This is a genomic window from Caulobacter sp. AP07 (assembly GCF_000281955.1).
GTDB lineage: Bacteria > Pseudomonadota > Alphaproteobacteria > Caulobacterales > Caulobacteraceae > Caulobacter.
This window is the reverse complement of sequence record NZ_AKKF01000163.1, coordinates 22,309-28,523: the sequence shown is the minus strand read 5'-3', so window position 1 is coordinate 28,523 and position 6,215 is coordinate 22,309. Positions and strand designations below refer to the sequence as shown.

Annotated in this window: 6 protein-coding genes; 1 reads left to right on the top strand and 5 read right to left on the bottom strand. The window is 69.7% G+C overall.

The window, feature by feature from the left end; genetic code table 11:
• The 4 genes from mreC to PMI01_RS14000 form a co-directional block, all read right to left on the bottom strand.
• On the bottom strand, positions 1-951 hold a 951-nt coding region (gene mreC, locus PMI01_RS14015; RefSeq protein ID WP_007669738.1), incomplete at its 3' end, for a rod shape-determining protein MreC.
• Between the two features lie 50 nt (positions 952-1,001).
• A complete protein-coding gene (locus PMI01_RS14010) occupies positions 1,002-2,045 on the bottom strand; it encodes a rod shape-determining protein (protein WP_004623009.1) in 1,044 nt (347 codons plus the stop codon).
• A gap of 374 nt (positions 2,046-2,419) precedes the next feature.
• Positions 2,420-3,298: a DMT family transporter gene (locus PMI01_RS14005; RefSeq protein ID WP_007669729.1), complete on the bottom strand. Its 879-nt coding sequence runs from the start codon at positions 3,296-3,298 to the stop codon at positions 2,420-2,422.
• Positions 3,295-3,876 (bottom strand): O-methyltransferase, encoded by a 582-nt coding sequence (locus tag PMI01_RS14000; RefSeq protein WP_007669728.1) that lies wholly within the window; start codon positions 3,874-3,876, stop codon positions 3,295-3,297. The genes PMI01_RS14005 and PMI01_RS14000 overlap by 4 nt, the downstream gene beginning before the upstream one ends.
• 125 nt (positions 3,877-4,001) lie before the next feature.
• Between PMI01_RS14000 and PMI01_RS13995 the strand changes: the two genes are divergently transcribed.
• On the top strand, positions 4,002-4,475 hold the full coding sequence (locus PMI01_RS13995; RefSeq protein ID WP_007669726.1) for a hypothetical protein: 474 nt from the start codon (positions 4,002-4,004) through the stop codon (positions 4,473-4,475).
• 53 nt (positions 4,476-4,528) lie between these two features.
• Here the strand turns inward: PMI01_RS13995 and PMI01_RS13990 are convergent, their stop codons facing one another.
• A complete protein-coding gene (locus PMI01_RS13990) occupies positions 4,529-6,115 on the bottom strand; it encodes a 2-isopropylmalate synthase (RefSeq protein ID WP_007669724.1) in 1,587 nt (528 codons plus the stop codon).
• Positions 6,116-6,215 lie beyond the last annotated feature (100 nt).

Genomic DNA, 6,215 nt, shown 5'->3' with positions numbered 1-6,215 from the left:
GGGCGGCGGCGGCCTGGCCCCGGCGGCGGGGCCCAGGATCGAGACGTTGGGGTCCTCGGTGGTCACCGGCGGCAGGCTGCGGGTCAGCAGCGCCTTCTGGTCGGCCAGTTGCGAGAAGTCCTTGAACAGCAGGATGCGGACGTAGTCGATGGCGGTGTCGTCGGCGAACAGCACCACCCGCCAGCGGCCGTCCAGGCCCTTCACGGCCGCGCCCACGGGCAGGCCGCGCGGCACCACGCCGCCGTCGCCCGAGGTGACGACCCGGTCGCCCTCCTTGATGGGATCGGCGCCGCGCAGATATTCCAGCTTGGGATTGGGGCCGCCGTCGCCGGTCAGGATGGCGCGGGCGTTGGTGCGGTCGATCATCACCGGCGTGCGCGAGGCGATGTCGGTCAGCAGCAGCACCCGGCTGGCCCCGTGGGCGACGCCGACCACGCGGCCGACCAGACCGCGCTCGTTCATCACCGGATTGCCGACCAGCACGCCCTTTTCCGAGCCGGAATCGGCCAGGCGGGTGTTGGCGAACGGGCCCCGGCTGTCGCTGACCACGCGGGCGGCGACCATCGGGATCGGCGGATCGGTGCGCAGGCCCAGCAGCGAGCGGTAGCGGTCGTTCTTGTCGACCTCGGCCAGGTACTGGTCGCGATAGCCGCGCATCTCCTTGAGCTCGGCCTTCAGCCGGCGGTTCTCGGAGGCGGTGAAGAAGTAGCTGCTGACGAAATCGACGCCCAGGCCCGTCCAGCGGCCCGGGGCGGCGATCACGCCGCTGACCGGCTTGGACACCGTGTCGACCGTCTGGCGGGTGACGCCGTAGGCCTGTTGCTGAAGGGTCTCACGCCGGTCGGCCAGCAGGAACGCCACCGCGATCACGACCGCGACGATCAACGCCACGGCCGCGGTCCAGGTGAGCGGCACTTTCAGGTCGCCGAGCGGACCTTCGCGAAAGGGCACGGACTAGTTTCTCCCGACGCCCCCCGCGGCGTCCTCTACGATTGTGCCGCCTAGGCGAGAGTCGATTCAAGCACGCCCTTCATCCACTTGGGATGTTCGAGCACCTTGCCGCAGCCCAGGGCCACGCACGACAACGGGTCGTCGGCCACCGTCACCGGCAGGCCGGTGTGGTCGCGGATCTCGGCGTCCAGGCCGCGCAGCAGGGCGCCGCCGCCGGTCAGCATGATGCCCTTGTCGGCAATGTCGCTGGCCAGTTCGGGCGGGGTGGCTTCCAGGGCCACCTTCACCGCCTCGACGATCTGCCCGACCGGTTCGGCCAGGGCGTCGGCGGCCTGCTTTTCCGAGATGCGGACTTCGCGCGGCACGCCCTGCATCAGGTCGCGGCCCTTGACGTCGATCGACAGGCCTTCGCCGTCGGCCGGGGCGCGGGCGGTGCCGATTTCCTTCTTGATGCGCTCGGCGGTGGTCTCGCCGATCAGCAGGTTATGGTGGCGACGCATATAGCTGATGATCGCCTCGTCCATCTTGTCGCCGCCGACCCGCACCGAGCGCGAATAGACGATGCCCGACAGCGACAGCACGGCCACCTCGGTGGTGCCGCCGCCGATGTCGACGACCATCGAGCCGGTCGGCTCGTGGATCGGCAGGCCGGCGCCGATCGCGGCGGCCATCGGCTCGTCGATCAGGCCTACGCGGCGGGCCGAGGCGTTGAGGCAGGAGTCGTTGATGGCGCGGCGCTCGACGGCGGTGGCGCCCGACGGCACGCAGACGATGACCTTGGGGTTCACGAAGCCCTTGCGGTTGTGAACCTTGCGGATGAAGTACTTGATCATCTCCTCGGCGACTTCGAAGTCGGCGATGACCCCGTCGCGCATCGGACGGATGGCTTCCATGTGGCCCGGCGTCCGGCCCAGCATCTGCTTGGCCTCGATCCCGACGGCGTGAACGATCTTGCGGCCGCCGACATTGCGCAGCGCCACCACCGACGGTTCGTTCAGCACGATGCCCTTGCCCTTCATGTAGATGAGGGTGTTGGCGGTGCCCAGGTCGATGGCGATGTCGTTGGAGATGACGCCGAAGAGGGAAGAAAACATTGAAAGCCCTGACTGACGGGATAGGGGGGCGAAGGCGGCTGGGTCGTCAAAAGAAAGAAGGCGGCGGATAGGCGAAAGCAGAGCCATTTGCGGCGCGTTCGCGCCGAAGACGAAGGGAAAAGATGGCTCCTACTTCAATTCCGAACGAGGACAACATGATTCCCGCGGTTACGGGCTTTGTCCCATTGACGAGCGCCTGCCGCACGACGGGAGCGCGAGCCCCTGCCGCGCCGTCGTCTGACTGCCACAAAGCACGCCGACGTCGCCCGTTTGCCCTGCGAAAGCGTTGATTTCAAGGTCTATTAGCAGGCCTTGCTCAGCTGTTTTCACAGAACGGCGGCGCGGGAGGTTTCATCCCAGAAACATGGCGATTTCTAGCCGAGCGCGGCCATGACCACGCCGACCGCCGTGACCAGGCCAAAGACCAGTTGCGCGGCGGTCAGGCGCTCGGCGAACAGTCGCCGTCCGGCCAGGGCGGCCATCGGCATCTCGACCACCCCCACCGCCCGCACCGGCCCCACCGGGCTCAGCGCCATGGCGGTGAACCACAGGCCCGAGGCCGCCGCGCCGCAGAAGCCGGCGCCCAGCGACCGCCGCCAGGCCTTGACCACCGCGACCAGGGCGGCGGGATTACGCGCCGCCAGGAAGGCCGTCAGGGCCACGGTCTGGATGGCCTGGACCACCATCACCGTGACCAGGGCCGAGACCGCCGGATGGACCGGGTCGAAGGCCAGGGACGCCTGCCGGAAGCAGTTGGCGCACAGGGCGAAGGCCGCGCCCGAGCCCAGCCCGGCCAGCACCGCGCCCCGCCGCATCGGCGTCTCGCCGCGCGGCCAGGTCAGGGCCGCCAGGCCGACCGTGGCGATCAGGCCGCCGATCCAGGTCACGGCCGAGACCGTGTCGCCGAACAGCAGCACGCCCCAGACCAGGGCGAACGGCAGGCCGCTCTGCTGCAGGGCGGTGCCCAGGGCGAAGGACGAGCGGTGCATGGCCGTCAGCAGGGCGGCGGTGGCGCCGATCTGCAAGGCCGCGCCCGCCACGCAGGCCAGCCAGAACCCGGCCGTCGCATGCGCCGCGGCGCCGGGCGTCACCGCCCAGGCCACGGCCGCGAACAGGGTGGCGAACGGCAGGCCGAACAGGAACCGCACCAGGGTCGCCCCCCACGGCCCCGCCCCGCCCATCACCGAGCGCTGGGCGGCGTTGCGCGCCACCTGGAAGGCGGCGGCGGCGATGGTGATGGGAATCCAGATCATGACCGTCTCGCCGCGATGACCAGTCCCGACGCCCAGTCCAGGGCCACGGTCGCCAGGTCGGGATGGGATTGCAGCCGCGCCGTCAGGGCGTCGACGCGGGGTTGGTGGCCTTCCGGCCAGTTGGGCTGTCGCGACATGTCGTCGACCACATAGAGCCCGCCCGGGCGCAGCAGCGCCAGGGTCGCGTCCAGCCCCTCGTACTTGCCCGGCCACGCGTCGGCGAAGATCAGGTCGAAGGACGCCGGCGGCTGGGCGCGGACATGGTCGAGGCCGTCGCCGATCACGAAGGTCACGCGCGGGTCATCGCCGAGCACCGCGCGGGCCACGGCCTGGACGCCCGCGTCGTTGTCCAGGCTGACCAGGGTCGCCCCCTGCCCCATGCCACCCAGCAGCCAGGCGGTGGCCAGGCCCGTGCCCGTTCCGAGCTCCAGCAGGCGGCCGGAAGGCTTGGAGGCGGCCAGCAGCCGCAGCATGGCCCCGGTCCCCGCTTCCGACGGCATGTCGAAGCCGAGGGCCCGCGAACGGGCGTCGATCTCGCGCCAGGCCGGCGGCGTCGCTGTGGTGTCGTGCTCCAACATCGGCTGATCCTTATGCCGCCCTTATGCGGACGGCCTGTTTCCGAATGGTGGCCTTAGGCCCCGAAGGCGCACACCCTGGCCGTCGGCTCGTCCGGTGACGGGCTCGACCAGTCAGAGGCATCATCATGTCGTCCCATCCGTTCCGTCAGGCCGCGCAGTTCCTGCTCGGCGTTCCGACCGACGGGATTTCCCGCACCCTCGAGCGCATGCTCACCCTCGCCGAGGCCACGCCGCTGTGTTTCGTGGCGGTGACCGGGCCCGACGCGGGCGAGGCGATGAGCGTGCTGTGGCGCAAGGGCTATGACCGGGTGGAAGCCGCCCGCCGGGCCACCTGCCGGGCCGCCGACGAACAGAGCGACGTGCTGCTGATCGTCGGCTGCTCGACCGTCCCCGACGCCCGCGCCGCCGCGGCCTCGACGATGGCCATGCTGCGCCCGGGCGGCGTGCTGGTCATCGACGCTGGGGCGTTCCTCGACCAGGAGCCGCGCCGCACGCTGTGCGAGGACCTGCGGGCGCTGGGCCTGGAGGTGGAGACCCAGGCGCACCTGTCGGCGGAACTGCTGGCGACGCGGCCGTTTTCGACGCGGGCGGCGGCTTAGGGTTGGGTTGGGTTGGGGACAGGCACATGTGCCTGTCCCCGTCCGTTGTAACCCTAGAACCCGCTGGCGATCGCCGCTTCCGGCCGGCTCTTTTCCTTGCGCGCCATGAGGTTGTTCAGGGCGTTGACATAGGCCTTGGCCGAGGCGGTCAGGGTGTCGGTGTCGGCGGCCTGGCCGGTGGCGATGCGGCCGTCCTCCTCGAGACGGACCGAGACCTGGGCCTGGGCGTCGGTGCCTTCGGTGACCGCGTGCACCTGGAACAGGCGCAGGGCGGCGTCGTGCGGCACGATCTGCTGGATGGCGTTGAACACCGCGTCGACCGGACCGTCCCCGGAGGCTTCCGAGGTCTTGATCTCGCCGTCGACTTCCAGGGTCAGTTCGGCCGACTGGCCGTCGGTGCCGGCCACCACCCGCAGGCGCTGGACGCGGATGCGCTCCGAACCGCGCGCCAGGGCGTCGTCGACCAGGGCGATGATGTCGTCGTCGTAGACGTGCTTCTTGCGGTCGGCCAGGTCCTTGAAGCGGCCAAAGGCCTCCTTCAGGGCGTTCTGGCCCAGCTCGTAGCCCAGGTCCTTCAGCTTGGCGCGGAAGGCGTGGCTGCCCGAGTGCTTGCCCATGACCAGGCTGGACGGCGCCTGGCCGACCGATTCCGGGGTCATGATCTCGTAGGTCTCGCGGTTCTTCAGCATCCCGTCCTGGTGGATGCCGCTTTCATGCGCGAAGGCGTTCTTGCCGACGATGGCCTTGTTGTACTGCACCGGGAAGCCGGTGATGGCCGAGACGTAGCGGCTGGCGCGGGTGATGTGGGTGGTGTCGATGTGGGTCTCGAAGGGCAGCTTGTCGCCGCGCACCTTCAGGGCCATCACCACCTCTTCCAGCGCCGCGTTGCCGGCCCGCTCGCCCAGGCCGTTGATCGCGCACTCGATCTGCCGCGCCCCGCCCTGCACGCCGGCCAGGCTGTTGGCCACGGCCAGGCCCAGGTCGTTGTGGCAGTGGGTCGAGAAGATCACCTTGTCGGCGCCCTCGACGTTCTGGGTCATCCAGCTGAACAGGTCGGCATATTCCGACGGATAGGTGTAGCCGACGGTGTCGGGCAGGTTGATCGTCGTGGCCCCGGCCTTGATCGCCGTCTCGATGGCGCGGCGCAGGAACTGGCGGTCGCTGCGGGTGGCGTCCTCGGCCGACCACTCGACGTCATCGCGCAGGTTGCGGGCGTGGGTCACCGAGCGGGCGATCACGTCGATCACCGCGTCGGGCTCCATCTGCAGCTTGTGCTTCATGTGCAGGTCGCTGGTGGCGATCACCACGTGGATGCGGCCGCGCTGCGTGCCCTTCAGGGCTTCGGCGCAACGGTCGATATCCACCTGGTGGGCGCGGCACAGGCCGGCGATGGTCGAGTTCTTGACGATCTTGGCGATCTCGCGGACCGCCTCGAAGTCGCCGTTCGAGGCGATCGGGAAGCCGGCCTCGATGACGTCGACCCCCATCTCCTCGAGGATCTTGGCCAGTTCCAGCTTCTCGTCGTGCGACATCGAGGCGCCGGGCGACTGTTCGCCGTCGCGCATGGTGGTGTCGAAAATGACGACGTTGTCGCGCTTGTCGAAAGCGCCGGGCGATACGCCAGAAATCGGGGGGGTCATGGAGCTACTCGTCGGAATGTGTCTGCGTGCGGGGCGGCTGCGGGTCGGTTATCCCCTGCGCGCCCGGCCACGACGAAGCGCGGCCCCTAGAGCGCCCAGG